The following is a 3,789-nucleotide window of genomic DNA, read 5'->3' on the forward strand; positions in this document are numbered from 1 at the left end:
GCCTCAATACTCTCGACCTGCATAATGTCCATAAAGTGGTAGCTTGCTTCACCGCCTTCAGCCTTGATAGCGTCAACAACTACCTGACCCTTTGCCTCACGGCGGCCGCAAATAACAACCTTTGCGCCCTCAGCTGCAAAAAGCTTTGCAATACCTGTACCGATACCGCTTGTAGAACCAGTTACGATAGCGACCTTACCTTTTAATCTGTCCATTTTATAACCTCCTGAAATTTTATTTCTTTTTTATATTATACTGCCTTTTAAAAATAAATACAATTTTATTTTTTTCATTAGCATTACCTCCTGACGGCTTTATAATATATTGAAATCTTATTATTGTGAAATGTGCGGTCGGGAATGGATGGCACTCTGTAACAAAAGGATTAAAAGGTACGGAATAAAACAAGGCCTATTTGGATATAAACTGACTCATATCATAAAAGGAAGCAGAGAACTTTTCTTGACGAAATCACAACTGTGTTTCCAAAGCCCGATCTCTCTGCTTTCTTAAGTCTATTATAATGTATGCCTACAAAATAAAAGACTAGAAGTTAAATATAAGCAACCTCTAGTCAGTATGTTTATTTAGTGAAGAGAAGAACGATACATTAATAGTCATAGCTATCAATCGTTGTTTACGAGCTTACCTTATGGATGTCTCAAGTTATATTGATTAACTTCTCTTCAGTGATATGATATCACTTCTAGATAAAATAAAAAACTAGAATTATTACTTGATTAACTTCTAGTTCTATAATACGAAAAAGCCCTGAATAAATCAGGACTTTAAGTGTTGAATTAATTATTTGCTAGCTTCTTCAATAGCAACTGCAACTGCAACAGTAGCACCTACCATTGGGTTGTTACCCATACCGATTAAGCCCATCATTTCAACGTGAGCTGGTACTGATGAAGAACCTGCGAACTGAGCATCACTATGCATACGACCCATAGTATCAGTCATACCATATGAAGCTGGTCCTGCAGCCATGTTATCTGGATGTAATGTACGACCAGTTCCTCCTCCTGAAGCAACTGAGAAGTATTTCTTACCCTGTTCGATACATTCTTTCTTATATGTACCTGCAACTGGATGCTGGAAACGAGTTGGGTTAGTAGAGTTACCAGTGATTGATACATCTACACCTTCCTTATGCATGATAGCTACACCTTCACGTACGTCATCTGCACCATAGCAGTTAACCTTAGCTCTGTCACCATTTGAATAAGCAGTTCTAGATAATTCTTTAACCTCACCTGTGAAATAATCGAACTGAGTTTCAACATATGTGAAACCATTGATTCTTGAGATGATCTTAGCAGCATCTTTACCTAAACCATTTAAGATAACTCTTAAAGGATGCTTACGAACTTTGTTAGCGTTTAATGCGATCTTGATTGCACCTTCAGCAGCTGCGAATGATTCATGACCAGCTAAGAAAGCGAAACACTGAGTTTCTTCATCAAGAAGTCTTGAACCTAAGTTACCATGACCTAAACCTACTTTACGATCATCAGCAACTGATCCAGGGATACAGAATGACTGTAAACCAATACCGATTGTCTTAGCAGCATCAGCAGCCTTAACGTCACCTTTCTTGATTGCGATTGCAGCACCTACAGTGTAAGCCCAGCAAGCATTTTCGAAGCAGATAGGCTGAGTAGATTTAACGATGTTATAAACATCAATACCTTTATCATCACAGATCTTCTTAGCTTCTTCGATATCTTTGATACCATATTCGTTTAAAGTTTTATTGATCTGGTTGATTCTTCTTTCATAACCTTCAAATGTAATAGCCATTGTTCTACCTCCTAATTATTCCTTTCTTGGATCGATGTACTTAGCAGCATCAGCAAAACGTCCATAAGAACCTGTTGCTTTCTTAACAGCTTCATTAGCATCTTCTCCAGCTTTAATCATGTCCATCATTCTTCCAAGATTTACGAATTCGTAACCGATGATCTGGTCATCATTATCTAAAGCAACTCTAGTAATGTAACCTTCAGTCAATTCGAGGTAACGAGGACCTTTCTTCTTAGTAGCATAAGATGTACCTACCATTGATCTTAAACCTTTACCTAAGTCTTCAAGACCAGCACCTACTACTAAACCACCTTCTGAGAAAGCAGACTGAGAACGTCCATAAACGATCTGTAAGAATAATTCTCTCATTGCAGTGTTGATAGCATCACAAACTAAGTCAGTGTTTAATGCTTCAAGTAAAGTTCTACCAACTAAAGCTTCAGCTGCCATAGCTGCAGAATGAGTCATACCTGAACATCCGATAGTTTCGATAAGTGCTTCTTCAATGATACCTTCCTTAACATTTAAAGAAAGTTTACAAGCACCCTGCTGTGGAGCACACCATCCGATACCATGAGTGTAAGCAGAAATATCCTTGATTTCTTTAGAATAAACCCATTTGCCTTCTTCAGGAATTGGGGCACAACCATGATTGCCGCCCTGTTTAACGCAATACATTTCTTCAACTTCTTTTGAATAAATCATTTTTTTACTCCTTTCATTACTAAATGACTGTTGATTCAAGGTGAGGGTTATCACCTGTCAAAATTATATGACACCATCCTTTTAAAGTCAATGAAACTCAAGAAAACAGCATGCAAAAAGTAGTATAAAAAGGGCTTAAAATAACGAGTTTTAGGCTTTGTCATGACTTGTGAAAAAATAAGCGTTTTCATTTTTTGCTGTTTGAAAATTACAGTATGTAAATATGTTGTTTCAGTTCAAATAATATTCATACACTTAATTTAAGATTATAATGACAATGCCATGAAAGAAGGAATGACCAATGAAACATAAGAGAATGACAACAAAACAAAAGAGAATGTTGAAGAATATATTAGTTGTTATGTTGCTTATTATCAGTTTTCCTAGCTATACACCCTCACAGGTGATTATAGAGAGTGATCATATTTTAATAAGTAATCACCTCCTATCTAGACCTATAGAATGTATCAGTTTTGATGGACTCACGTATACTGGTATGGATGGTAAAAAGTATAGTCATAAAAACTATGTAGGTGCACAGCCTCTTACAATCTCTAATACAATTACATTCAGTTCTTCCAAGACGCTCTATAGTGCACCATTTTCATACTATGCTACAAGACAGGTTATTCCTGCAGGAAGTTATCATGTTACAAAAGAAGCAGGACGCTATATGTATATAAAAGGAAAAGGGTGGGTCTCTTCTCAATATGTGAGTATAGATGTTAATAATTCTATAGAGAATACAACTGGGATACCACTCTATAGGGATTATATGATTCCTGAAACAAGTAGTCATCGCACGCATTATGCAATGAGACCACTGTATATCACAATTCATACAACAGATAATACAAATAAAGGAGCCGATGCTTTGAGTCATGCAAAGCTTCAATATACAGGTAATGTACGTTCTGCTTCCTGGCATTATACAGTGGATGACCATAGTATCTACCAATCATTACCTCTCAATCAACAGGCAGGACATGCAGGAGATGGTGTCATGCCAGGCAATAGTGCATCTATTGCGATAGAAATATGTGTAAACGATGATGGTAATCTCTATAGTGCAGAAAAGAATGCAGCTAAACTTGCAGCGGCATTATTAAAACAATATAACCTCAGTGTAGATCAACTCCGTATGCATCATGATTGGTCGGGTAAAGAGTGTCCTAGACCAATGATAGAAGGGCAGTCTGGATCAATGAACTGGGAGAGTTTCAAGAAACAGGTCTATAACTACATGCGTACAGTATGAAAAAAGGAAGCTCACGC

At 37.1% G+C, this 3,789-nt stretch carries 4 protein-coding genes; 1 reads left to right on the forward strand and 3 read right to left on the reverse strand.

Annotated features, from left to right (window positions below; genetic code table 11):
- From B2S90_RS05595 to B2S90_RS05605, 3 genes are all read right to left on the reverse strand, one after another.
- The coding region (locus tag B2S90_RS05595; protein ID WP_286696678.1) for an SDR family NAD(P)-dependent oxidoreductase at positions 1-215 on the reverse strand (215 nt) is incomplete at its 3' end.
- 589 nt (positions 216-804) lie between these two features.
- Complete coding sequence (locus B2S90_RS05600) at positions 805-1,806, reverse strand: GGGtGRT protein (RefSeq protein WP_055234003.1); 1,002 nt, start codon at positions 1,804-1,806, stop codon at positions 805-807.
- 15 nt (positions 1,807-1,821) lie between these two features.
- Positions 1,822-2,514, reverse strand: coding sequence for an iron-sulfur cluster assembly scaffold protein (locus B2S90_RS05605; RefSeq protein WP_006505048.1), 693 nt, complete (start codon positions 2,512-2,514; stop codon positions 1,822-1,824).
- A 301-nt stretch (positions 2,515-2,815) separates the two neighbouring features.
- On the opposite strand from B2S90_RS05605, the gene B2S90_RS05610 reads away from it, so the two are divergent.
- Complete coding sequence (locus tag B2S90_RS05610; RefSeq protein ID WP_286696679.1) at positions 2,816-3,772, forward strand: peptidoglycan recognition protein family protein; 957 nt, start codon at positions 2,816-2,818, stop codon at positions 3,770-3,772.
- Positions 3,773-3,789: the final 17 nt, after the last annotated feature.

The organism is Catenibacterium sp. UBA627 (genome assembly GCF_002299355.1).
Taxonomy (GTDB): Bacteria; Bacillota_I; Bacilli_A; order Erysipelotrichales; family Coprobacillaceae; genus Catenibacterium; species Catenibacterium mitsuoka.